Source organism: Neobacillus sp. GCM10023253, assembly GCF_042653105.1.
Classification (GTDB): Bacteria; Bacillota; Bacilli; order Bacillales; family Cytobacillaceae; genus Neobacillus; species Neobacillus citreus.
In genome coordinates this window covers 48,815-72,824 of sequence record NZ_JBHSHV010000015.1, presented here as the reverse complement: position 1 = coordinate 72,824, position 24,010 = coordinate 48,815, and the positions used below count along the sequence as shown (strand labels likewise).

At 39.7% G+C, this 24,010-nt stretch carries 23 protein-coding genes; 10 read left to right on the top strand and 13 right to left on the bottom strand.

The features are described from left to right. Window positions 1–105 precede the first annotated feature (105 nt). From ACFPA1_RS18960 to ACFPA1_RS18950, 3 genes are all read left to right on the top strand, one after another. Window positions 106–1,533 carry a sigma-54 interaction domain-containing protein gene (locus ACFPA1_RS18960; RefSeq protein WP_378584742.1) on the top strand — a complete coding sequence of 476 codons (1,428 nt, stop codon included), beginning with the start codon at window positions 106–108 and terminating at the stop codon, window positions 1,531–1,533. A gap of 98 nt (window positions 1,534–1,631) precedes the next feature. Continuing rightward, window positions 1,632–1,775: a hypothetical protein gene (locus ACFPA1_RS18955; RefSeq protein WP_213145399.1), complete on the top strand. Its 144-nt coding sequence runs from the start codon at window positions 1,632–1,634 to the stop codon at window positions 1,773–1,775. Next, window positions 1,772–3,376: a sodium:solute symporter family protein gene (locus ACFPA1_RS18950; protein WP_378584740.1), complete on the top strand. Its 1,605-nt coding sequence runs from the start codon at window positions 1,772–1,774 to the stop codon at window positions 3,374–3,376. Before ACFPA1_RS18955 ends, ACFPA1_RS18950 begins: the two co-directional genes overlap by 4 nt. A gap of 65 nt (window positions 3,377–3,441) precedes the next feature. On the opposite strand, the gene ACFPA1_RS18945 is transcribed toward ACFPA1_RS18950, so the two are convergent. The 4 genes from ACFPA1_RS18945 to ACFPA1_RS18930 all read right to left on the bottom strand — a co-directional run bounded on the left by ACFPA1_RS18945 (window position 3,442) and on the right by ACFPA1_RS18930 (window position 7,772). Continuing rightward, window positions 3,442–4,470, bottom strand: a complete 1,029-nt coding sequence (locus tag ACFPA1_RS18945; RefSeq protein ID WP_378584738.1) for a threonine aldolase family protein — start codon at window positions 4,468–4,470, stop codon at window positions 3,442–3,444. A 122-nt stretch (window positions 4,471–4,592) separates the two neighbouring features. Further along, window positions 4,593–5,816 (bottom strand): MFS transporter, encoded by a 1,224-nt coding sequence (locus tag ACFPA1_RS18940; protein ID WP_378584736.1) that lies wholly within the window; start codon window positions 5,814–5,816, stop codon window positions 4,593–4,595. A gap of 216 nt (window positions 5,817–6,032) precedes the next feature. Beyond that, a complete protein-coding gene (locus ACFPA1_RS18935; protein ID WP_378584735.1) occupies window positions 6,033–6,830 on the bottom strand; it encodes a DUF2935 domain-containing protein in 798 nt (265 codons plus the stop codon). A 129-nt stretch (window positions 6,831–6,959) separates the two neighbouring features. Next, window positions 6,960–7,772: an MBL fold metallo-hydrolase gene (locus tag ACFPA1_RS18930; protein ID WP_378584734.1), complete on the bottom strand. Its 813-nt coding sequence runs from the start codon at window positions 7,770–7,772 to the stop codon at window positions 6,960–6,962. Between the two features lie 107 nt (window positions 7,773–7,879). Between ACFPA1_RS18930 and ACFPA1_RS18925 the strand changes: the two genes are divergently transcribed. Next, window positions 7,880–8,962, top strand: coding sequence for an ArsR/SmtB family transcription factor (locus ACFPA1_RS18925; RefSeq protein ID WP_378584732.1), 1,083 nt, complete (start codon window positions 7,880–7,882; stop codon window positions 8,960–8,962). A gap of 101 nt (window positions 8,963–9,063) precedes the next feature. Continuing rightward, entirely contained in the window at window positions 9,064–9,900 is an 837-nt protein-coding gene (locus tag ACFPA1_RS18920; protein WP_213145392.1) for an RMD1 family protein, read from the top strand. On the opposite strand, the gene ACFPA1_RS18915 is transcribed toward ACFPA1_RS18920, so the two are convergent. Then, window positions 9,897–10,124, bottom strand: coding sequence for a hypothetical protein (locus ACFPA1_RS18915; protein WP_213145391.1), 228 nt, complete (start codon window positions 10,122–10,124; stop codon window positions 9,897–9,899). The genes ACFPA1_RS18920 and ACFPA1_RS18915 overlap by 4 nt on opposite strands. Before the next feature lie 179 nt (window positions 10,125–10,303). Between ACFPA1_RS18915 and ACFPA1_RS18910 the strand changes: the two genes are divergently transcribed. After that, window positions 10,304–10,450 (top strand): hypothetical protein, encoded by a 147-nt coding sequence (locus tag ACFPA1_RS18910; protein ID WP_213118969.1) that lies wholly within the window; start codon window positions 10,304–10,306, stop codon window positions 10,448–10,450. A 46-nt stretch (window positions 10,451–10,496) separates the two neighbouring features. On the opposite strand, the gene ACFPA1_RS18905 is transcribed toward ACFPA1_RS18910, so the two are convergent. After that, window positions 10,497–11,558 (bottom strand): LLM class flavin-dependent oxidoreductase, encoded by a 1,062-nt coding sequence (locus tag ACFPA1_RS18905; RefSeq protein WP_213145390.1) that lies wholly within the window; start codon window positions 11,556–11,558, stop codon window positions 10,497–10,499. A gap of 162 nt (window positions 11,559–11,720) precedes the next feature. Here ACFPA1_RS18905 and ACFPA1_RS18900 point away from each other — a divergent pair, with 162 nt between their 5' ends. Next, on the top strand, window positions 11,721–12,467 hold the full coding sequence (locus tag ACFPA1_RS18900) for a YoaK family protein (RefSeq protein WP_378584729.1): 747 nt from the start codon (window positions 11,721–11,723) through the stop codon (window positions 12,465–12,467). Window positions 12,468–12,811: 344 nt separating this feature from the next. Here ACFPA1_RS18900 and ACFPA1_RS18895 read toward each other — a convergent pair whose 3' ends face one another. Then, window positions 12,812–13,543 (bottom strand): gamma-glutamyl-gamma-aminobutyrate hydrolase family protein, encoded by a 732-nt coding sequence (locus ACFPA1_RS18895; protein ID WP_378584727.1) that lies wholly within the window; start codon window positions 13,541–13,543, stop codon window positions 12,812–12,814. 172 nt (window positions 13,544–13,715) lie between these two features. Next, window positions 13,716–14,018, bottom strand: a complete 303-nt coding sequence (locus tag ACFPA1_RS18890; protein ID WP_378584725.1) for an EthD family reductase — start codon at window positions 14,016–14,018, stop codon at window positions 13,716–13,718. A 185-nt stretch (window positions 14,019–14,203) separates the two neighbouring features. On the opposite strand from ACFPA1_RS18890, the gene ACFPA1_RS18885 reads away from it, so the two are divergent. Then, the gene (locus tag ACFPA1_RS18885; protein ID WP_378584724.1) at window positions 14,204–15,427 is read left to right on the top strand and encodes an NAD(P)/FAD-dependent oxidoreductase; all 1,224 of its coding nucleotides are present in this window, start codon (window positions 14,204–14,206) and stop codon (window positions 15,425–15,427) included. Window positions 15,428–15,529: 102 nt separating this feature from the next. On the opposite strand, the gene argH is transcribed toward ACFPA1_RS18885, so the two are convergent. Both argH and ACFPA1_RS18875 read right to left on the bottom strand, forming a co-directional pair. Then, the gene (gene argH / locus ACFPA1_RS18880; RefSeq protein WP_378584722.1) at window positions 15,530–17,020 is read right to left on the bottom strand and encodes an argininosuccinate lyase; all 1,491 of its coding nucleotides are present in this window, start codon (window positions 17,018–17,020) and stop codon (window positions 15,530–15,532) included. 139 nt (window positions 17,021–17,159) lie between these two features. After that, window positions 17,160–17,705, bottom strand: a complete 546-nt coding sequence (locus ACFPA1_RS18875) for a TetR/AcrR family transcriptional regulator (RefSeq protein WP_213145384.1) — start codon at window positions 17,703–17,705, stop codon at window positions 17,160–17,162. A gap of 168 nt (window positions 17,706–17,873) precedes the next feature. On the opposite strand from ACFPA1_RS18875, the gene ACFPA1_RS18870 reads away from it, so the two are divergent. Continuing rightward, window positions 17,874–19,346, top strand: coding sequence for a DHA2 family efflux MFS transporter permease subunit (locus tag ACFPA1_RS18870; RefSeq protein WP_378584719.1), 1,473 nt, complete (start codon window positions 17,874–17,876; stop codon window positions 19,344–19,346). A gap of 122 nt (window positions 19,347–19,468) precedes the next feature. Here ACFPA1_RS18870 and ACFPA1_RS18865 read toward each other — a convergent pair whose 3' ends face one another. The 3 genes from ACFPA1_RS18865 to ACFPA1_RS18855 all read right to left on the bottom strand — a co-directional run bounded on the left by ACFPA1_RS18865 (window position 19,469) and on the right by ACFPA1_RS18855 (window position 22,622). After that, window positions 19,469–20,614, bottom strand: a complete 1,146-nt coding sequence (locus tag ACFPA1_RS18865) for a DUF3800 domain-containing protein (protein ID WP_378584717.1) — start codon at window positions 20,612–20,614, stop codon at window positions 19,469–19,471. Between the two features lie 136 nt (window positions 20,615–20,750). Next, window positions 20,751–20,924, bottom strand: a complete 174-nt coding sequence (locus ACFPA1_RS18860) for a hypothetical protein (protein ID WP_378584716.1) — start codon at window positions 20,922–20,924, stop codon at window positions 20,751–20,753. 183 nt (window positions 20,925–21,107) lie between these two features. Beyond that, window positions 21,108–22,622: a zinc-ribbon domain-containing protein gene (locus tag ACFPA1_RS18855; RefSeq protein WP_378584715.1), complete on the bottom strand. Its 1,515-nt coding sequence runs from the start codon at window positions 22,620–22,622 to the stop codon at window positions 21,108–21,110. Window positions 22,623–22,890: 268 nt separating this feature from the next. Between ACFPA1_RS18855 and ACFPA1_RS18850 the strand changes: the two genes are divergently transcribed. Continuing rightward, a complete protein-coding gene (locus ACFPA1_RS18850) occupies window positions 22,891–23,964 on the top strand; it encodes a sulfite oxidase (RefSeq protein WP_378584713.1) in 1,074 nt (357 codons plus the stop codon). Window positions 23,965–24,010 lie beyond the last annotated feature (46 nt).

Here is a 24,010-nt window from a genome sequence, read left to right as displayed (position 1 = left end):
AATACCATTATTCCTTGCTAGTATTGGTATTAATCCTATGTCCAATTTTATTTGCATAAATACCGATGCAGAATGTGTTCAAAACAATAAAAAGGAAGTGAAAGTATGGTTGATGTAAACCAATATCAGCAAACCATTACCCATCTGATGAATGTAAACGAATCTCTTCAAGAGCAATTAGATATCTCCCTAAGAAAAATTAAAGAACTAACACAAATTCTGAATTCAAGCTATGATGAAATTTTTGTTACGAATGCGAATGGTGATGTTTTATTTGTAAGTGACTCGTGCAAATATTTTACCGGCCTTCCACCTGAGGCGTTTATCCATAAGAACATCCGTGAACTCGAAGAAAAAGGGATTATTAAGGAATCCGTCACGTTGAGAACAATGAAAACACAAGCGGTTCAATCCAATGAACAAACTTATCCAAACGGCAAGACTGTCCTCGCTACAGCTAAACCCGTTTTTGATGAGGAAGGAAAATTATACCGAATTGTATGTAATTCGAGGGATATTTCTGAACTCGTGGAAATGAAAAGAAGACTTTCAGAATTCTCTGCCCTCCACCAGGAAAATAGAATCGTCCTGACCACAGGCCGGCAAACCTTTATTACGCAGTCTCAAAACATGATTACGACACTGCAAATGGCCCAAAAGGTTGCACCACTTGACTCTTCTATTTTAATTCATGGTGAATCCGGTGTTGGTAAAGGGGTATTGGCAAGGATTATTCACGACTACAGCCCGAGAAAGGTTAATCCATTTGTACAGGTTAACTGCGGTGCCATCCCAGACACATTATTGGAATCCGAATTATTTGGTTATGAAGCTGGAGCGTTTACGGGGGCCAATAAACGGGGTAAGGCAGGACTGGTTGAAATGGCAGATGGCGGTACACTGTTTCTAGATGAAATTGGCGAAATGCCCATGGAGCTGCAAGTAAAAATCCTTCACCTAGTTCAGGATAAATCGTTCAAAAAGGTAGGCGGTACATCCGAAAAACATGTGGACATCCGTATTATTTCAGCGACAAATAAGAACCTCATGGAAATGATTGAAGAGAAGAAATTCCGTGAGGATCTATACTACCGTTTACATGTTGTTCCGTTAAGAATTCCTCCTTTACGAGAACGAAAACAGGATATTTTGGGACTGACCGATTATTTTCTTGAAAAATTCAACACGAAATATTCGCAGCAAGTCCAATTGGATGAAAATGCGAAAATTTGCATCCAGCTTCAGGAATGGCGGGGAAATGTCAGGGAGCTTGAGAATTTCATTGAACATCTCGTCGTTACAGCACATAAGTCCCTATTAAGCCTAGAAGATTTACCCATTGCCATGGATCAGCGGATTCAAAAGGAATTTTCGCAGAAAGGAATGCCTTTGAAACAAGCAGTGGAAGAAACAGAGAGGCAGGTCCTTTCCTATGCCTTATCAAAGTATAAAACCACCAGAAAAATAGCGAAGGCGCTTGGTGTGAATCAAACCACCATTATGAGAAAGCTTCATAAGTATAATTTGAAGTAATAGGATTCTTTTTTATCAGAAATACCCGAATTTTTAAAATTGGCACAGAATTTGCATTAATATTTATTGAAACCAATTAATGCAAAGGAGTGCTGTGGATGGGCGAATTTCTATTTTCTATTGGCTATGGAGGATCACTGATTATTCTTGGTCTTATTACACATGTTTTTATCCGGAAAATGGATTCCAACGTTGTAGCTAAACAATCGGTCAATACGGATGAAAAGGCGGAGATATCATGATCTATACAATTGGCATCATTATTTCCTTTATTTTGTATATCCTCATTGGTGTGGTCCTTTCAAGAAAGGTAAAAAGCTCTGAGGAATATTATGTTTCCGGAAGAAAAGGATCAACCTTAATGGTTACAGGGACACTGGTTGCTTCGTTTTTAAGTACCGTATCCTTTATGGGTGAAGCAGGATTCTCCTATGAAGGCTATCCTATTCTTTTATTAATTCTTGTAACCTTTAATGCTACTGGTTATGTGGTAGGTGTTTTCTTTTTTGGGCGATACTTGAGAAGAAGTAAATCGTTAACGGTGCCCGAATATTTTGGTAATCGCTTTCAGTCCAACAAAGTAAGATTGGCCGCCTCGATTACAACAATCCTGGGAATTTCCGCTTATCTAGTCGCCGTCACCCAAGGCGGGGCTGTGCTACTGTCGGAAATTTCAGGAGTCTCCTACACCGTTGCCTTGCTAATTATGTGGATTGTTTATGCATCCTTCACCGTTCTCTCAGGAGCTAAAGGTGTAATGGTCAATGACACAATCATGTTTTTCTTGTTTTCGATTGCAACTTATTTATCTTTTCCTTTTATCATAGGCAAGGCAGGAGGGTTTCCTGATGCAATCATCAAAGCTGCGACTAACCCGGAGCGCCCTGATTTATTAAGCTGGCACGGCATCACCGGACCTGGAAATTATATGGGAGAACCGTGGGAGGCCTTGGTTTGGGCCATTATCTTAGGATTGGTTTGGTCGGCAGTTATCGCCATCAGCCCATGGCAAAGCAGCCGCTACTTAATGGCGAAAAACGAACATGTTGCAATTCGATCTGGCGTTTGGGCGACAATCTCCATCATTACCATTTATTTGTTTCTTCATATTAGTATCTCAACGATTACCACTGTGAACCCAGATATAAAGCCTACGGAAAAAGTATTTATTTGGGCCGCTATGAACATGGTGCCAAAGTGGCTAGGCGTGGTTATCATAAGCGGGATTATGGCTGCTGCCTTATCCTCATGCGCCAGTTTCCTGCAGCTGATTGGGTCAAGCATCACGAGGGATATCATGGAGCAATCCCGAAACAAAACATATTCGGACAAACACTTGCTAAGAGTCAGCCGCATTTCGATGATTGTCGTTAGCTTTATCATTCTTTTGATTGGACTTTGGCAGCCGCCTTCCATCATGTGGATTGGTTATTTTGCCGCCACACTGTTCGCTGCTTCTTGGGGACCAGTAGCTTTTGCCAGTATTTATTCAAAAAAGGTAACGAAAACTGGGGCGTTATGGAGCATTATTATGGGATTTTTAGGAGTTGTGTTGGGAGAAGCATTGAAAAAAATGGGCATCACACTTCCTGTTTACCTGAATCCAGTCATTATTGGTGTCATCCTTAGCTCACTTGCATTATATTTCGGTTCTAAATTTGGAGAAATCACAATCGAGGAAAGAAGCTTCCTAGAAAACATTTTAAAACGTCCGATTGAAGCTAACGAAAAAGAGGAAATATCAATAACCCGAAGATATCCATTGTACCTGGTTGCAAGCGGTATTCTGATCATAATCGTTACTTTCGTCTTCTATTATTGGCCGCTGACACTTGCTATGTAGATGATTTTGCCTTCTTAAAAAACTAGCACCGCTTGGTGGTGCTAGTTTTTTAACAGTCTTTCTCTTTATGTGAGTGCCTTTTTTAAATCATCAATAAATGCAGCCACCTTGTCTTCCTTTGTCGCCCAAGAGGCTACAAGGCGAATCCCAGATTGATCGGAATCGACCTTTTCCCAAATATGAAATGCATACTTCTTTTCTAATTCAGAAATCACCGTATTTGGCAGGATGGGGAAAATTTGATTGGAAGGAGAATCAGTCAGAAACTGAATATTGGCCCCACTTAATTCAACTTTTAGCAAATCCGCCATCCGATTCGCATGCCCTGCCAAGTCAAAAAATAGGTTGTCCCGAAACAGTTCAAGAAACTGGATGCCAAGCAGCCTTCCTTTTGCCAGAAGCCCGCCCTTTTGCTTTATATGATAGCGGAAATCCTCCTTCAGCGAGTCACGGCATATCACTAACGCCTCCCCAATCAGTGCACCGTTCTTCGTACCACCGATATAAAAAGCGTCCACCAATGCAGGAAGGTCACTTAACTGAAGATCATTCTCCGAGGAGCACAATGCCGACCCTAGTCTCGCGCCGTCCATATATAAAATCAGATTGTTTTCATCACAAAAATCTTTTAATGCCGCCAGTTCGTTCTTTTTATAAATAGTTCCAATTTCAGTGGAATTGGAGATATAGACAAGCTTCGGCTTCACCATATGCTCATCCGGGTGTCCGTCAAGAACTGCCTGAAGATGCGAAGGATTCAACTTGCCATCCTTCGTTTCAATTGAAATGACTTTATGCCCGGTCGCTTCGATGGCTCCTGTTTCATGTCCAAGAATATGGCCGGAGCTTGCTGCCATCGCCGCTTCATGTGGTCTTAAGAAAGCAGAAATTGCGGTTAAGTTCGTTTGCGTACCACCAGCTAAAAGATGGATATCTACGTCAGTATGCTCCAGTTTTTCTTTGATAAGTTTAATCGCTTCACTGGTATAGCGGTCCTCGCCATACCCGTCTTCCTGCTCGAAATTAGATTCCATCAAGGCGTTCAGTATTCTAGGATGCGCGCCTTCGCTGTAATCATTCTTAAAGCTGTACATTCTTGTTTGCCTCCATTTTTTCAAAAATAGAATTATTTTTCCATTGTACCATTATTTTTTAAATAATTTCTTAATTTGCGCACTAAAAAAGCCATCACCCTTGGTAATGGCTTTAACAGAAGTTACACTGCCTTTGCAGTAGAAACGAAGCGTTCTTGTGTTTGCTCCGCCTTTCCCTTTTTCAAGCTGAGCATCGCAATAAAGGATACACAGTAAAGCACTGCGAGGTAGCCCATGGCAACTGTTACGTTCGCATGCTGCAGGATAAATCCTACTAAAATCGGTGATAATCCGCCAAGCGCCCGGCCAAAGTTGAAAATCGTGTTAGTGGCGGTACTGCGCACTTCTACAGGATAGTAGTGGCTAATCAAAGCACCATAGCCGGCAAACATTCCATTTGCGAAAAATCCGACGATGGCACCGCCGATTAAGACACCGGCACTTCCTGATGCGTACGAGTATAAAAACACTGCTACTGCTGAAGCTAATAAGAAGATTCCGTATGTCCGTTTCATTCCGAAGCGATCGATAAATTGTCCAAATGTTAACATCCCGACAATCATTCCTACCGCGGTGCTGATCGTCCAAAGTGCGGAACCTGATACCGACAATCCTTGTGATTTTTGAAGCATTGATGGCAGCCAAATCATTAAGCCATTATAGCCGGCAATTTGCACGGTTGCCATGATGGCCAAAGCTACTGTCGTAAAGGTTGTTCTGCGAGTCGCAAACAATTGCTTTAAATTCCCTTGCTTTTTAACCAACTTCTTCTCTTTTTGGGCAGCCACCCATTCCGGCGACTCGTCCAAGTTTTTACGAACCATAAAGGCAAAGATTACTGGAATAATTCCGACGAAGAACAATCCTCTCCATCCCCAATTAGGAAGAATGAGAGCACTTAGCAGCGCGGCAAGGATGACACCGTATTGGGCACCGACGCTTACATAGGAGGAAGCGCGCCCCTGCTTGTTCTTTGGCCATGCTTCTGCAACTAGCGCCATACCAATTCCATATTCACCGCCTGCACCTAGGCCTGCGATAAAGCGAAAGATATATACTTGTTCAATATTTGTTGCCAAACCGGTTAACGCTGTTCCGATGGCAAACAAAATAATAGTATAGGTGAAAACTTTTACTCGGCCAAACTTATCTGCCAAAATTCCAAAAATCGTTCCCCCAACTAGCATTCCCAAATTGGTAATTGAAGAAATAAGTCCGCCTGTTGCCATATCAATATGGAAATGGGCAATAATCATGGACATGGCGAAGGAAATAAACATGATGTCCATACCTTCTAACGTTAAACCTGCAACTGATGCAACTACTGTTTTTTTCTGATAATTCATTGCTGTCATTCTCCTTTCGAGCCTCTCTGGACCCTGATTAAAAGATACTTTTGCAAAAATAAAAACCCTTCCGTCGGTAAAGAGACAAAAGGGTTTCATATACAAAAAGATATATGAGTGTTTCCGTACAACCCTTTTTGGCCTCTCTGGACCATATTAAAGGAGATTTATTTTTTCTTATAGTAACATAATTATAGTAGGCTGTCACGCATTAATTTAATCCTGAAGCCTCGGCTTCGTGGGGTCACAATTCGGCATTTCCATGTTGGCTGCTTCCGACAGTTTGGTAAGATAATAGCATTCCTCACGCCACATATGGTCCGCCATTAACGGGGCAAATGTTCCCAAAGCCTGATTGCTTAACTCCAGTTCTTCGATTTCCTTTAAAAAGTTTTGAAAAAGCTTGATTTCCAAGGTAGCGTCCGCATTAAATTTTGCCAACGCCGGAAATGCCGCCAGGTTGGTCCGTAAGTAACCTGCCATCTCGACTGCCTTTAAATAAAATGCCTCAAAATCCTTCGTAAATTTATCACTTTTCTCTCTTAAGCTTTTCTCCACACCGTCCAAATTAGAGGAAATCGCATCCGAATGGCCTGCCGCATCCAATAACCAAACAAGATGATGATGCACTTCATGGTAGACAGGCGGGACCTGCCCTGCTTTCAAGCGCTTTAGAATCCGTACATATTCCTCTAATTCGTTGACCATATGGTTGAGGAAGGTTGGGGAAAGGTGGATTTTGATTTTTCCAATCAGGTGTTTACTTAGCATGTCTAATTTAAATTCCCGAAGTCTCATTACCTCTGGTTCTGCTTGGGCTGCCAATTGCTTTGGATCAGCCGTTTTTACTTGATTCAAAAGACGATCAAATATCCCAATGAAATTGACGGCTTTTTCAATCTCCTCTTTTTGAACGGGTGCCAGTGCCTCGTAAATAAACCGCGAATGGTCTCCAAGTATTTGCAGCCAGAAAGCATGCTCAAAGCTGGCAGTCTTGGCAAAGGTGTTATTCATGTTGAGCTCCCCCTTAAAAAAATACATCTTATTCCCAAACGTCATTATTATTTTATGAGGGAACACTGCCGATCTATAACCATTCAGAAGCTTGTAGGTACCTCATGATATTTGAAGAAATTGAATCATTCATTTTGAAACACGAGAACCGTCCCCGTGCATCGTTTTCATGCTTTGCACATCGTTTTTTGTTCCAACCGGGCCGTGGCCTGGGACGGCTTTTGTAAAATCAAGATTTTCTACAACTTCTAGAATTTTCATCCATTGCCGAGGGTTTGATTCTTCAAAGTATGTTGGCGGGGTTTGGACAAATAGTAAGTCTCCCATAAATAGGACCTTTTCCTCCGGAATCAAGAGCATGGCATCACAGTAAGAATGTCCGCCGCCTAGCGTGAATAGTTTTGCGCTTCTTTTGGTTCCGATAAAAACCTTTTCGTCTTCAAACGTTTGCTTCGGCAGGGTCAACTCCAGCGATGGCAGGGACGCTTCCACTTCCGTTAAAAAGCTGATTTTGTTCTCTAGTTCCCTATTATGATTTTGCCCCAATTGTTCTTTTAAAGTTTGAATATATTGGGTAAGTTCCGTGATGTCCCGTTTCTGCTGCTCGATTCGTGCCGGATGAATGTCCCGCATTTTCTCATACGTGATTTGACTAGAAATAATCGTACTGTCTTTAAACACCTGATTGCCGCGAATATGGTCCCCATGGAAATGGCTATTCACCACCCATGTAACCTGACGGGCGGTTTCCCTTTCCGCTGCCCTTTTCAAATCTTCAGCGGCATTAGGCGTATTAAATTTATCAAACACAATCGTCTGGCCGCCTAAATCCACAAATGCGGCATTTCCAACCGCACCGCCGCCCTCCTTTGCAATCGCGGCAAACACCCCGTCCCCCACTCTTTCCAAATCAAAATGCTTGCTGTAAAATTCTTCGCTCATCTAGTTCCTCTCCTTTTTACCGATTGTATTATAATGGAATTATATGACGACGGCCTTTGGCCGGACTACTTATTGAGTAAAGAGTAAATCAGTTGGGAGTGAGAACGGTGTCTTTTTCCTTAGATGTTACGAATCTATCATCAGAACAAATTTCATTTGGATATTCGGCCGCACACGAAACTTTAATCGCCCTTCACGTGTTCATTGATTGCAAGCACCACCCGCTCCATATCCCATGGGTAATAAATGCCAGGAAGAAAGTCAACCCCGCTTTAAAACAAGAAATTGATGCCTTCAGCATCTTTTATAAGAGGCCCATTGTCACTTTCTGGGGACTACAAGAGAATTCTACAATCAGCGATTTTGGGGAGGATCTGAATAAACTAAGCTGCGTCTCTTCTGATGCATTTTTCCAAACTGTTGCAGAAACCATCTTAGGCCAAAAAGCAACGCCTAAGACTCTTCAACAAGACTTTGTCCAATTTGCCGGCAGCGTTTACTCTGACTCAAAGGAAATTATCTTAGCTTTGGCGGAAAAACCGGAACAGGTAAAACAGAGATTTTTGACGTTGCTGGAGGATTTTTGGAAAACATGCGTGAAAGATGACTGGAGTAGAATAGAGGAACTTTTTCTAAAGGATATTGCTTCCCGCGGCAGAAAGCTTATGAAGGAAGGGCCTCTACATCTATTGGGAAGCCTTTCGCCGGAAATTGATATTCATCCTAATCAAAAGAAAGCCGTTATCAGAAGAATTTCAAAACGGGAGATTTATTTTGAGAAAGACGATATCTTACTGTTAACACCTTCCTACTTCGCCGAGCCGCATTTATTTGTTAATGCCCATAAACCAGTAGGGATTAACTACTCTATCATGGAAAATCAGCAGGAAGCTGCTCGGCCCATGCCGCCAGAGGAATTATTAAGGTTGTTCCACGCACTAGGAGACTTAAGCAGGCTTCAGATTGTTAAATATTTATCCCAAAAGCCCCGGTCGACCAGAGAACTGGCCGGACTGATGGGAATGACTGAGGGTGCCGTCTCTAAACATATAAAACTACTAAAAGATGCAGGCCTAATCGCTTCCAAGCGAAAAAGCTATTATGTTTTTTATCATTTACTGGAAAAATCATTTAGTGAAATTAAATCAGGCTTGACACAATATATCAAAGGAACGGATTTTTTGGATTAACAACCCAATGGGGTTCTTTTTCAAAAATAATGCAGGGAATTCGTCTCGGCATACCGAATACACTTTAATAAGCTTAGAAAATATACTCAAAGGTGGTAACAATGGAGGCCATTACCTTTAAAGCATTCGCCATCACAAATGAAATTGATTTAAACAAAATTGCCATTCATTGCGGAATACCGAAAAAATTCACCTGGGAGGAGCCTTTAGTTCTAAAGAGAGATGTTTTACGCTCGATCCTCATGCAAGAGGTCTCCGACATGCAAATGGTATTGATTTTTTCCTTTGGCAGTATCGTCTTTATCAATCATACAAACGAAGAAGATTTCCACATAGTATTTCGCTTTATTCGTTCCTTCGAGCCGGACGTCGATCTCAACATCGCAGGCAAATACACAGACGATTACAGCCTGCACATCGGAGAAAACGAGAACCTCGAACTTGCTGACGAATACGTGGTAGTCCCGGAAATTGAGGATTTCTATCCTGAGCTAATTTCCACGGTTCTCGCTAAATCAGTGGCCCTCGAAAAAACAGAAGAACAACTCGGAAAGATTCATGATAAGCTTGAAAACATGATTGACCGGCTTGAAAAAGGAAACTTGAGAATCGGCAACAAGGAACTCGCCCGGACAACAGCGAAAATTGTGCGGCACGAGTATAACACCCTAGCCTATATCATGATTCTTGATAAGCCCGACATCACCTGGACTAGCAGCACAGCTAGTGATTTTTATGATAGGATGATCGAATTTTTCGAACTAAATGACCGCTATAAAATCTTAAAAAGCAAAACGGACATCCTATACAATATCATGGATGGTTTTTCGACTATCAGCCACTCCATCCGCGGCCTGTTCGTGGAATGGATTATCGTCATTCTCATCCTGTTTGAAATTGTCCTGACTATTTTGCAAATTATCGGGTGGATTCCTTAAATTCTATTTTTGACATCTTCTCTGATTGATTCAATCAGCTCTTCCGGTATTTCTGCCGGAAGAGACGTGCCATCCTCATACACCCATCTGTTCATCACTTCTAGGTCCGATTTTTTGAATGTAATACTATATTGTTTCTCCTGATGAATAAAATCCACCGTTATATATTCTTCGCTTGCAAAGTCATCATCGATAATCATGTTGTTAATCTCATATGATTTCACGGTCTAAACTCCTTTAACATTCATGTATTAAATTTTAGCTTGTCCTACCTTCAGCCAAAATCTAACACGATTTTTCGATTTTTTTCGCAAATTTATAACATATTTTTAAAATAAGCTTCATATAAAAATAAAGAAAGGTTTGTACAATGATAATAAGGATTTCGGAAGGCGGGAATAGAATGGACAACAACACTCCTGTAATTTATAACGGCAAGAGGTATGTCATCCTTTTTAAGTACACTTCTGGGTACTGCGAAATTAAAGAAGTAGGAAGCTTGCATCACATCGAATTGGTTCATTTATCAGAATTAACAGATGTATCATAACACCACAAAAGGCATGCCACTTAAGCATGCCTTCTTTTATTTAGACCTATTCTTTTCCTCCGCCAGACGCTTCCCATTTAGCTACTTCCTCACGGACAATTGGTGCCACTTCTTTTCCTAAAAGCTCAATCGCTTTCATCACGTCTTCATGAGGCATGGTGCCAACAGGGACATGCAGCATAAACCGGGTAATCCCAACATTTTTTCGCAAATGAATGATTTTTGCGGCGACTGTTTCTGGGTCTCCAACGTAAAGAGCCCCTTCAAAGCTGCGTGCAGCATCGAAGCTTGTGCGGTCGTATTGGCCCCAGCCGCGCTCCCGGCCAAGTTTATTCATGGCATATTGGGTCGGCGGGAAAAACTTTTCAACAGCAGTTTCTGTAGTCTCCGCTATAAACCCATGCGAATGCGAGGCAACCGGAAGCTTCTCCGGGTCATGACCTGCGCGGGCGGCAGCTCGTTTATAAAGCTTGACTAGCGGTGCAAAATGTACAGGACTTCCTCCGATGATAGCGAGGACTAATGGAAGTCCAAGCAGGCCTGCCCGGACCACTGATTCGCTGGTACCGCCGCTGCCAATCCATATAGGGAGCGGGTCCTGAACTGGTCTAGGATAAACGCCACGATTGTCGATTGCCGGACGGTGGCCTCCACGCCAGGTCACTTTTTCCGATTCACGGATCTTTAATAAAAGCTCTAGTTTTTCATCAAAAAGCTCATTATAATCATTTAAATCATATCCGAACAACGGAAACGATTCGATAAAGGAACCGCGTCCAGCCATAATTTCGGCCCGTCCGTTCGAGATACAGTCAAGTGTTGAAAAATCCTGAAATACCCTGACAGGGTCATCAGAGGATAAAACTGTTACAGCGCTTGTCAGACGGATCTGTTTGGTTTGAGAGGCCGCTGCCGCTAGAATAACTGCAGGTGCAGACGCTGCATAATCCTCTCGATGATGCTCACCTACACCAAATACATCAAGACCGACCCGATCTGCTAAAACGATTTCCTCAACCACTTCCCTAATTCGCTGGGCATGGCTTATTACCTCGCCAGTTTGGACATCCGGCGTTGTTTCTACAAACGTGCTAATACCTATTTCCACTAAAAAACCCCCTGAATGACTTTTGAAGCCAGCATTATCTAATTCTTTTTTATCATTTATTTTGCATTTGTTCCAAGAAAATAGCCTGAATGGCTTATTTTAATATGTAATACCTTAAAAAATGGTTAATCTATTAAGAAAGCGTTATTGGGGAGAGCCTTCATGGATAAAACTTACAATAAAAAGATATCGCTTTACGCTGTACGGGAGCAAATACATAGAGGCGTTGAAAGAGTGCCGCATTTAACGCCTGAATCCATCGGTTTGGGTGTCTTGCTGGCGTTAATCGGCGGATTCTTGGATGCTTATACATACGTGAGCAGGGATGGGGTTTTTGCAACTTCCCAAACAGGAAATCTCGTGTTGTTGGGAGTTGAGGTTTCAAAAGGAAATTGGGATCAAGGCTGGAGGCATATACCGCCTATTTTGGCCTTTGTAATCGGGGTTGTAGTTGCTCAAAGCTTGAAACAACCGTTTATTACGAGGAAGTTCCCTCATCCCGCGCGGTCGGTTCTTTTCTTAGAAAGTCTCGTCCTTTTGTTTGTCGGAGCCCTGCCAGCGGCCGTGCCAAATACGTTTGTGGTTATAACGATTGCCTTCGTTTCCTCTGTTCAAATTTCGTCGTTTCGGACTTTGGTAAAGTGGCCCTATAATTCTGCGATGGTGACTGGTAATTTGCGGACGGCAGCCGAAGCAGCCTATTCTGCGTTTGTGTTACGCAACCGTCAGGGCATCCAGCAATTCTTCGATTTTAGCGTTGTGATCGTTTCATTTTTAGTGGGAGCATTGCTAGGTACCCTGTTCACCCAGCATTTTGGTACGAAAGCGATTTGGTTTGTGTCGGGGATATTAATTTGTGCGTTGATGGTGTTGAATGCGAATCCGAGGACGTTGTTGAATAAGGGGTAAAAGTTTTTCTTTCTAAAAATCTTCTAATGGACACCTTGGTGTCTGCACTCTTTCGTTTTGTCCTTTAGAAAGCCTCTATCGGACATTTTGCTACTCGCCACCACTCGTAAACACCTTAATAGGTATTATGAAAACTTTCAAGTTTAGGAGTAACACTCATTAAAAACAACCTAAATTTTATGTTTGAAAAAAGAATGAAGGGCTATAAATCAATGGGATACAAACTGCCGGAAACGAAGTCAAAGGCAGGACCTGAATCCGAGCAAATGAGGTTGTTTTAAAAATTCTGTAAAGGGTGTCAAAACCAACTGACACCCTTTCTTTATATCTACGGTAAGAACCACTTAGAAAACTGGCACCTTAATACTGCTTTTAATGAACTCCACAAATAAATTGTTCATCACCGAATCAGTACTAGCCATAGATTCAGGGTGCCACTGTACTCCTAAAGTAAATGTGGTTGGATGAATATATTCTACTGCTTCAATAATTCCGTCAGATGCCATCGCAACCACACGTAAATCGGCAGCGACCGTATCCAAAGCTTGATGATGAAGGCTATTAACTCTTACCCGCTCAGAACCTATCATATCAAATAACTTGCTATCTTTTGAGATATTCACCCAATGACTATCCCTGCTCCTATCAATTCTTTGCGCATGTTGAATTGGCTCTTTGACTTGACTTGGGATATCCTGTATTAATGTTCCGCCTAAGGCTACATTTAATATTTGGACTCCTCGGCAAATCGCAAGCAGCGGAATATTATTCTCTATTGCATATTTTGCAGTGGCTATTTCAGTCAAATCCCGTTCTGGAGTAGTCGGCCCTAAACGGCGATGAGGGTCTTGTCCATAATACTTTGGATCGACGTCCTCTCCACCGCTAAGGATGATTCCATCACAAAGTCCTAGAGTTTCAACAGCCAATTCAGGATTTATAAAAGGAAGCACAATCGGGATTCCTCCATTTGCCGCTATGCTTTTATGATAATCATGATGGACATAAACTCCTTCCATATATTCGTTATGGTTAACGTAGGCACCTGTTATACCGATAATTGGTTTCTTATGCATTTTCATCCCCCTCGTATGTAGCAACACTAAAAACCACCATTTTTTCAAATGATGGCATTATTCAAAATATATCATAAAAAAGTTTTAATGAAACTAGAAAATGATTCATATTAAACTTCTACTAATAGACTTTTATTGCTATCCGCAAAATGTAACTGATTTTCCAATGAAGCTATTCTACAATCGTAATAATTGGTGGGTTCTTTAAGAATCTCATTAAATTAGGACCATCCTCTTCAGCTGCTTTTGCCTCGGGACTGGCCAATGCCTGTGTTAATGTGTCCACACTCTCAAACTCAAGCTCAGTAATTAAATACAAATTTAGATCAGTATTTTGAGTCTGCAGGACGTAGCGAACCGATTCCCGCAAAATGTTAGGAATCTTCTTTCCTAATGGAACATGAACATTAAAATAATGTTGATCAAATGCTTCCTTATCAATCGGTTGTTCATACATAATAATCATTTTGGCCATAAAAACTCCCCCTTATATATTCTGCAATGTATTATATTTCGGATTTTTCCATAAAAATACCTTTTTTGATTTGAATAAATGCCCGAATTAAAATAATCGTAATTTTTTAAATAATAGTTCCATAATCTTATTTTAGCTACGATTGATTGATTTCACAGACTAAATATTCTATACGGAGTGATCTAATGAGTAAAAAGTTTGACGTAATTATTACTGGAGCAAGATGTGCAGGCTCCTCTTTAGCTATTTATCTAGCAAAGGCAGGTTTTCAGGTATTGTTAATTGACCGGTCTTCTTTCCCTAGTGATACTCTATCCACTCATACCTTTTTCAATAATACCACCGCGCTTTTCCGCGAAATGGGTGTGCTTGAAAAGTTATTGGAAACCAATGCGCCTCCGGTTAAAGATATAAAGTTTAAGTTCGAGGATACCACGATTGAAGGGAAAATACCTGAAGTTCTTGGAGAGGAAAGTTGTTATTGTATAAGGAGAACATATCTTGATCAAATTCTTCTACAGCACGCTAAATCTCATAAGAGCGTGACTGTTTTAGAAGGATTTCGGGTAACGGACATCATCCGCCAAAATGGAGCAATAGTTGGTATCAAAGGGACTGATTCTAATGGCCTTGATCAAGAATTTACTGCCGATATCATTGTTGGTGCCGACGGAAGAAACTCGACCATCCGCAGGCTTACTGACAGCAAGCAGAAATTGCGTGTGCCCGCAAAAGTAGGCATTTATTATGGGTATTTCAGAAACTTTAACAACGATCTTGTACCGAAATTTGAAGTACACAGGGTAAAAGACAACACGGCGATTCTCTTTCCTACAAATGATGACCTATGTACCGTTGTTGGAATATTCCCATTAGACAACAAAGCTTTCATTCAGAACTTGAAGAATAACCCGGAAGAAAGTCTTCGCAGCCTATTAACGGAAGGTTTTCCAAACACCACTATCGGTTCCCGGCTAAAGCAGGCCACCCTTGTTGAACCGATCAAAGGGATTCTAGGCTATGAAAACTTCTGGTATACCGGGATGGGAAATGGCTGGGCGCTGGTTGGGGATGCCGTTTGTTTTAAAGACCCAAGCATGGCACAAGGGATCCATGATGCGGTATATGGCGCAAAAATACTTTCCGAAATACTAGTAAAATATAAAAATCAATATCAACAATGGCCAAAAATGTCAGAGGAGTATCAAAAGGCACTGGAAGATGAGTTTATGGTCCGTTTTTATATGGGCTGCGAAATATCCAAAAATGAACGGATTTCTGAGCAGCAAGACGCTGTCAATAAGCTGATTAGCACTCACCCTAAAGCTGTTGAGAAGTTTCTGGGAATTTACAACTATGCAAACGAACCGGCTGAATTGGAAAAAGAACTAATGAGAATTATGGGGTGAAAATACTTAATCATCATAAAAGAAATTTATTACTGTGGAAAATTATTAAAAGGGCGAATTTCAGCCCCCTAATTAATCATTGGGGGCCTGCTCTCTTGATATTTATACTAAAAATCCCCTTAACTGTTTCTGTTTTCTGGACAATTTGTCAACGATTTGTTCGTACTCATGTAACCTCATTCCTAGACTTTGCTTTCTTTCGACAATCATCCTCTTCACCTCACCTGGATCGGGTCCACCCTGGATGCTTCTAAGCTTTACAAAGTACTCTGGAGAAATAATGTTTTTCCATTCATCCTCAGTAAGCGAGACATCGACAAATTCATGCAGCATCGAGTTAACCTCTTCAATCTTCCAATCATTTAATTCTTTTTTTCCCTTACATGTTTTATTGGCAATTGCGCTTGCAACCGAATGCGCCTTCCTGAAGGAGATATTATATTTCCTCGTTAATGTATCGGCCAGCTCCGTAATCGTGATGCAGGATTTTTCAGACATTTCCTTTAAATGACCCTTATTAACTTGAAGTGTCAATATCACAGCATACATCAGCTTCATCACGCGGTTAGCTTTCGAAAAGGCCTGGTATAAATGCGGCTGCAGATCATCCTCTGTATCAACGATATCCCCGTACGGCGTATTGTGAATCATTTGGATGGCAGAGAGCGCCTCACCAACAGAACTGCTCGCAAGCGATCGGGAATGTTCCACTGAAACTGGGTTCCTTTTTTGAGGCATAATGCTGCTGACTTGAACATAGGGGTCAGCTACCTTAAACGCGTCAAATTCCCTCGTTACATATAATAAGAAATCCTGAATCCATCTACCGATATTCACCATGCATGTCATGATGGCGGTTGCTGTTTCCAATAAATAATCTGCCCCCGCAATGGAATCATAGGAATTCTCAACCAGCCGGTCAAAGCCCAATAGCTCAGCCGTCCGCGAACGGCTGATAGGAAAACCCGTCGTTGCTAACGCTGCCGCTCCAAGCGGCGATTGGTTTACCGTTTCATATGCAGACCATAACCGTTTCATATCCCGCTGCAAAATATCATAAATCGCCAAAAAATAATGCCCTAACGTCGTCGGCTGCGCCGGCTGTGTATGGGTATAGGCCGTCATATAGGTTTCCACATGACACTCCGATTGCTCCAATAATGCTTCACTCAGCCGATACCCATTCCCAATCAGCTGTAAAAGATGCTCCCTCAGCACCAAACGGTACATGGCCACCCCCATGTCGTTTCGGCTTCGGCCGATATGGATTTTCCCTGCAAGGTCATCACCAATTTCATCCGCAATTTTTGCCTCCATCATGAAAAATAAATCTTCATATTGAGGGTTATATGAAATTAGCGCACTATCCGTTTTTGCAACTTTTTCAATTCCCACCAGCATGATTTTAGCTTCGTCCCTTTTGATGATTTGCTGTTCCGAAAGCATAATCACATGGGCACGATGAATATCAAACATAGCCTCAAATAAAAAATCCCTTTGGTCATTAAATATTGGCTTTAACAGCTCTTCAATATAAGTTTTTCCTGGAAATGCATTCCCTTCATTTTTGAGAAATTCATGATGCTTGTTCATATAGTCCACTCCGATTTTTTGGCTTTGATGGTTGAATCTTTTCCCCGCCAAACTGTCCCTGCAATATGTATACGGGATTTATTTTCTGACAGTGACATCTGATTACTTTATTGGCACAAAAAGCCGGAGCAAAAGTTGTTCATCGCTTGTACATTAAAGAAATTTGGTTAGCTATATATTCAGAGCTATAATGAATTCCATCCTTTATCCACCACATAATAATCCCCATTAAGGAAGCTGTCAGGATATCAATGGAAACATAACTTTTCGGTAACTCTTTTTGTTTGTTATTTCTTCTAGTTTCTATGAGATTTTTTATAAGGTTGAATAAATTGGTTTCGACACTTTTATTTTCAAATAAAATAGCAAAAAATTTTCGATTTTCATAAATATAGTCTAAAAATATGACTAATTGTTCTCGGTCGTCTATGATTTCTGTTTGTATAAAAGGTTTTAGCTTTATAGACATTTCGTCAAAGATTTCAAGGGTGATCTGTCTTAATAGGTCGTTAATATCCTGATAATGTAAATAAAAGGTCGCTCTGTTTAATTCAGCGCGATCTGCAATTTTTTGAACAGTTAATTGTGATACTGATGGTTCTTCAATTAAAAGGGACAGAACGGCATCTTTAAACATTTTTTTCGAACGAATGGCGCGTGGATCTTCTTTTTTTAGATTAGACATTTTTAACTCCTTTATCGATTTTTAACGCTTTCCTCAACAGATTGCCAATAGATGTTGATTAGTTGACAGTTTGAAAAAAATTGTAGATGGGCAATTCTTTTTGGGTCTGTTAGTATTAATTTTATTGACACTGTGTTGAAGATGCAAACAAAAGAAAAGGAGTTTGAAATGGAACAAAAAAGAGAAGATGTTAAAAAAGGAATCTTATTATTTGTTTTAATATCGGGTTGTTTTTTATCAGTATTGAATCAAACGTTGTTAAATGTTGCCTTAAGTAATTTAATGGATGTATTTGCTGTTTCAGCCACAACCGTTCAATGGCTGTCAACAGGCTTTATGCTTGTAAACGGTGTATTAATTCCGATAACAGCCTTTTTAATGAAACGCTATACGACAAGGCAATTATTTATCAGCTCCATGCTGTTTTTATTAGCAGGAACCGTTATTTGTGCGATTGCACCAAATTTTAGCCTATTATTAATCGGAAGAATGATTCAAGCAGCAGGTGCAGGAATTATCATTCCTCTGATGATGAGCGTTATTTTATTTATATTTCCAGTTGAAAAAAGAGGCAGCGCCATGGGCTTGATTGGGTTTGCCATGATCTTTGCCCCTGCCATTGCCCCTACCTTGGCAGGTTATATTATTGAATATGGATCATGGCGATGGCTATTTATTGGTTTAGTGCCTTTTGTGCTGATTGTTATTTTATTTGCATTGAAATATTTAGTGAATGTATCCGAAACAGCCAAAACAAAACTAGATATAGTAAGTGTTTTTCTTTCAACAATTGGTTTTGGCTTTATCTTATATGGCTTCAGTAACGCAGGTAATAAAGGGTGGGAGTCGCCTGTTGTTATTTTTTCGTTAATCATTGGATTAGTGTTTACAATTTTATTTTGCGTTCGACAAATACGCTCAAATGAACCCTTATTGGATTTATCTGTATTCAAGAACAAGATATTTACATTAACTTCATTAATTAATGTTTTAGTAACGATGATGATGTATGCCGATTTGATCTTATTACCGATTTACCTTCAAAGCGGACGGGGTTTTACGGCATTTGAAGCCGGTCTATTATTATTGCCAGGCTCTATCCTCAATGCCATATTGTCTCCAATCACTGGCAAGTTATATGACAAATTAGGAGCAAAACCTTTATTTATCACGGGGCTTTTATTTATCATCCCTTCGATGTGGGCTGTAACGGACTTAACTGGTTCGACATCTTATATGTATTTAATGATTCGTACCATCTTTTTACGAATTGGTCTAAGTTTTATTACGATGCCGCTCAATACTGCTGGTTTGAACGCATTGCCGAAGCAATTAGGTACACATGGCTCTGCAGTGAATAATACGGTCCGTCAAATTGCAGGAGCAATCGGGACTGCTGTAGTGATTACCATTTATACCGCACAAGCAACCAATCACGCGGCAGAAATAATGGGGGAAAATGCAGCTGCTACCCCACAGCAAATAGCAATACTATCTTCGATTCAAGGTTCAAGTGATGCCTATTACTTTATGATGATATTAGCTGTTGCTGCACTCGTTTTAACATTATTTATGCCACGGAAAAGTGCTGCTGGTAAAAAAGAAACTGCATCATCATCTAAAATGGCCGAGGAAAGTTAGACTGAACATAATTGGTATTTGCTAATAAAAAATGACTATCAAAACATATCCTTTGATAGTCATTTTTTCGTAGGTATTTTATTTGCGATAGGTGACGGTAACCATCCATTAAAAAGGTTTTTTTATTGAGCCTTTAATTTTTCCATTTCAATTATTTTTTTCAGGTATCCATATTCCTTCGGGTCGAGAATGTCTATTTCCTGGTTTGTCGCAAGGAGAATCTGGTCACGGCACTTTGAAATTCGTTGAAGCATTGGGTAAATAGTCAAACTTGATAGATTCACAAAGTCGTATAAATCGTTTAAGGATACCGGCAATTTATAGCCTTTATTGCTGCTGGCGATTAACAACCCGCTATCGCGCAGCTTCGAAACAATGTTTGAACGGAAATAATGCTGATTCATTTTCACATCTCGAATGGCATTCAAATTATCAAGAATTTCTTGAGTATAGACGTATTCATCGGGATTTTCCTTCAAATTGAATAAAAGGAACTTTAAAAAATCGATTCGGAGCCTTTCGTCCTCTTCCTCACTTTTGCGATGTTTTTCGATATATTGATAGGAGGAATTGACGGCTTGTTTGATGATTACCTCGTTGTATCGGGAGTCGGCGGGGTCTGTTTTGTAATCATAAAGAAAATGTCGGTAATCCAAAGGCAGTAGATTAAGAGCGGCAATTTTATGTTTAATCATTTTTAACAATGAATGGGAATGGACGGAATAAGAAGTACGGTCGTAGCTATTGCCCAAAGTCTCCGCAATTAAGCCGGCCAATTGAAGCAGGATATCAGACTGGCTGTTATTGAACCCAAACGAAGAATAATTGAATAAATCCGGAATACTCCTTGCTATGATGTACCTTTTAAATTCCTGCAAGAATTTCTTCCCTTCAGATTCATCCGTTACAAGATCAAGCTGATCAAAGGTTCTGTTCAAGTCTTCATAAACCATCCGATTAACATATTTAATAAAAGGTGTTTGATGTAGAATGCCGCTGTCTTCCCTTACCTTCCGCTTATCAATGACGTACGCATATATGTTAAAAGGCAAATCCTTAATATCCTCCAAAAGCTTGGATCTTTGGGCATCATCCATAGGCGCTGCTTCTGACGGGAAATAGTTCTGAAGCTGTCGTTCTAAGTTTTCTTTTTCAGAATCTTTAACGAGTATGGCTACGATGATAAAGTGGGTCGAATGGTCGTGGTTGTCAAAATCAAATTCATAATTTCCAAATTCATCAATAAATGCCAATTGAATTTCGTTCAAATCCCCCACCCCACCAATAAAATTTATCTTAATATTTATTTCAACAAAGTTTTACCAAAACCTTTTATTTCCTTAACGTTATGTTCGAAATTCCTAATTGTAAAAAAACCATTCACTGAAGAATGGCTTTTATAGTTTAATCGGCATATAAAATTTTGATTTCGTTTTCCGCTTCTACCATGCGTCCGTATCGGTATCCTTCGATTAGCACCTGACGTTCCGTATCATCTAAGCGACGATTCCATTTCGCTTCAATATACATTATTACTTCGTTGTAAAGTATGTATGGATAATCTAATGGTTCAATCATGGATGCCCCCCCTAATTATATATATTTCTCATCCACCATTCTTCCCAACAATGCTGATAAAATAATCATCCATACTGTTATTTCAATAGATTTTTAATATGTTTATTCTTTAAATCCTTCTTTTAGGATGCATAAATAAACCCAAAAGGATAACAAATCTCCAATATCAAAAAAACGATTGATTTAATTATTTTGTATCTCTTCATATACATCCTTATATATCCATTTATATCCGCCTGCTGATTTCTTTTTACCTCTACAAACTGAACTTATATTTGTTACGGAAATTCCAGTTCCCTTGTATGCATCGGCCATGGTATCCCAACACTTAATAAACTCCCCACTTAGATTCAATTGAACAATACTTTTACCAGTCCTATCTCCAATAAAATTTTTGGGGCTATAATCACACCATCCCAATTTAGCACCTTGTTTTAAATAGAGGTTAACTGTATTTCTTGACAACTTAAAACTATAAGCAATTTCAGTAAGATTCCTTTTTCCATCACACCATAAGTTACAAACTTTCTTTACTAATGTGTTAAGCGCATCATTGTGACACTGTAACCAATCAATATTGCTTAAATCAATTAAGTTACCAATTTCGCTATTTAAAATATTATTTTTAATATATTCCATTTTTGAAAATTTACAATCTACGACTATATAGTTTTTAATACCGTTTTCAATAGCAAGCACCCTTTTTATCGAATCATTATTTTTTTCAAAATCTAAATCTCTTGTAGTAGCAAATAAACCCTGGCGTTCATCATAATGTTGTCTACCATGTACTTCTATAACACAAGTAATTGATGGAATGTAAAAATCATATATCTTTTTCCCATCCAAAACACTTTTTTCACACTTGTAGTTTTTAGACCAATTAAATACCTTTCCTTTTTCAAAATAAATATTAAGTTGGGAGAGTAAAGAAAACACAAATTTTTCTGGATAGCTAATCCCATCTGAACACTTAGGACATGTAAATCCTCCCGCTACAACACTTGTAATTAAGATAGACCTGGAATATCCACAAATCTCACATTTAAAATCTTCCTTCTTATTAGTACCTGCTGTTATTTTATATCCCCGTTCTTTATTATTTAATAATTTTGAAATGTTAGGATGTGTGGTCCATAAACAATTTGTGTGATTAACCCTTCTTCCAACACAAAATGGGCAACCTTTATGTTCCTTATTCGTTCGTGCATTTGCAGACATTTCATAGTCACTATTGCATTGGGGACATTTCCACCAATAGACGTCTCTAGTTCCATAGGATATTTCCTTTGGATTTTTAATATTCTTATCACTAAATTCGGACAATATATATTCAATATTATTAGTTTTCGCATAATATTCCAAAGACCGTTTATAGGGTACATTTATTCTAATTTTATTACCCTGCTTTAATTTTGCACATTTATAACACAAATCCAAACCATTTTTTCTGTTTTTCAATATAGTTTTATAAGCCTGATTTTCAATTTTCTTCCCACATTCGTCGCAAATTTTTGTTAATACTGCTTCACTATAAGGTTGTAAATCAATAACTTTTACTAAAATATTAGTTCCCTTTTTGATATTTAACCTGCCTTGGGAGTCCAAATATCTCGGTATTTCATACCCTAACCCTTCAAAATGTTTAATCGTTCTCCCATTTAAATATATTAATACTTGCTCTTCTAATATTGTCATAAACACTTACTCCCCTTCTTAAAAAATGATTATTTTTTCTAACAAAGAATAAATGGGATTATATTCCTATTAGTATTATAGTAAAAATTTTTTTTACTTTCTCTTATATAATCTTCAAAAAAATTTGTACAAATAACTAATTATTTAATAGATAGCAAGATTTATTTATTCTAAAAGGTCGGACATGAAGTAAAACTGCCTACTAAGACCTAATTTCTTTATGGATAAATTTATTATTTTTCACGTAAATATTGATAAGAAGAAAGGAGTGATTTTTTTGTATCGCGAGGATCCTTTTATTAAAATAAAGCCTTACCTAACCACGCATAGTTTAAAGCCCGAAAATCAAGAAACACCGATCCATTTTCTTGAAAACAGTGAAACCCCGACCCGATTAACCTATCGAAGAAATCACTTTCCATTTCCTACTCTTTCCACCAAATCGTACTATCTAACCATCACAGGCTCAGTGAAAAATCCCATTTCCATCCCATACAATCAAATCATTACAATGCCATCTCGAACAGTGACCGCTGTAGTTGAGTGTTCTGGGAACAAACGGGCCCACTTTAGACCAAAAGTGTTTGGAGAGCAATGGAATGATGGGGCTATTAGTCAAGGAACATGGAAAGGGGTGCCCCTTTTCTATCTGCTGCAGATTGCCGGGATTCAGGATAGTGCCCTTGAAGTGGTCTTTGAGGGTAATGATTCTGGGGTCAAGAAAGGTCAACATGTTCCTTTCGCAAGAAGCCTCCCGCTCAAAAAAGCGATGGAACACGATTGTATAGTCGCCTGGGAACACAACCATAAACCGATCAGCTCAAAGCATGGTTTTCCTTTTCGTTTAATCGTTCCTGGCTGGTACGGAATGGCGTCAGTCAAGTGGCTAAAAACCATTCGTGTAGTGGACCACCCTTTTTCCGGGCCATTCCAGACAGATGATTATGTCTATTATCCCCACAAAAACAATAATGAAGAGGCCGTCCCTGTAACAGTGAGCCATGTGAATTCGATTATTCAGCAGCCGCATGACCGACAAATCTTGCAGTCTGGCCAGCATGAAATAAAGGGTCTCGCTTGGACTGGCGAAGGTGTGGTTATCTCCGTTGAGGTTAGTTTGGATGATGGTGAAACATGGAAGCAAGCCACTCTCCGTGATCAGCCCCGACAATATCAATGGATTAAGTGGTCATATTCTTTTGTATTTGAAAAAAATCGCGAATACTCCATCAAGGTCCGAGCCTATGATTCAAACGGCCATTTGCAGCCCGATACCGCTTTCTGGAACCGGAAGGGATATGGGTACAATGCGGTGTCACAGATTAAAATAAAAGTAGAATAGTGATGAATTGGGACGGTTATTCTAACTCAAAAGCAGAAGAACCGTC